The sequence below is a fragment of the Rheinheimera faecalis genome (genome assembly GCF_021290965.1).
Lineage (GTDB): Bacteria > Pseudomonadota > Gammaproteobacteria > Enterobacterales > Alteromonadaceae > Pararheinheimera > Pararheinheimera faecalis.
Genome location: NZ_JAJOYT010000036.1, coordinates 1 through 742, shown reverse-complemented (window position 1 = coordinate 742; position 742 = coordinate 1). Strand labels below are relative to the sequence as shown.

1 protein-coding gene is annotated in these 742 nt (G+C 47.3%); it reads right to left on the bottom strand.

The window, feature by feature from the left end; genetic code table 11:
* Positions 1-19: 19 nt before the first annotated feature.
* Positions 20-742, bottom strand: a 723-nt coding sequence (locus LSG34_RS20655) for an IS3 family transposase (RefSeq protein WP_233011223.1), incomplete at its 5' end; no start/stop codon positions are given.

Sequence of the window (742 nt, the reverse complement as noted above, 5' to 3'; positions counted from 1 at the left end):
TTGAATCGACCAGACTTTCTTAGACAGTTTGTTGCCTCATTAAATACTGCTTTTCAAATACAGTAGGAGGCAGATCACCACTGTACCCATGTTTGCGTTTGATGTTATAGAACATTTCGATGTAATCAAAGATATCTGATTTGGCGTCTTCTCTGGTTACATACACTTTTCGACGGATCCGCTCTCGTTTTAACAGCTGGAAAAAGCTTTCCGCACACGCATTGTCATGACAATTACCGCGACGACTCATACTGGCTTTTAGGTTGTGCTCTTTTAAAAAGCCCTGCCATTCGTAGCCTGTAAACTGGCTGCCTTGGTCAGAATGAATAAGGACTTCCTGCTTGGGCTTTCTGCGCCAGACGGCCATCAGCAAGGCTTTAAGTACTACATCCGTATCCATTCTCGACTGCATCGACCACCCGACAACCTGACGCGAGAACAAGTCCTGCACGACCGCCAGATACAGGAAGCCTTCATGGGTTTTGATGTAAGTAATGTCGGTGACCCACACCCGATTCGGTTCTGTGACATTAAATTCGCGCTGCAACACATTCTGCGCTACCACTGCAGGCTTGCCATTGTAGTGGCCTTTACGTCTGCGGTATCCCACTTGCGCACTCAGTGTGTCCTGCTTCATCAGCCTGGCCACGCGATTTTTACTGCATCGTTCGCCTAAATCTTTCAAATCGCTGGTGACTTTGCGGTAACCATAAACACAGCCACTTTCCAGCCACGAATGTTT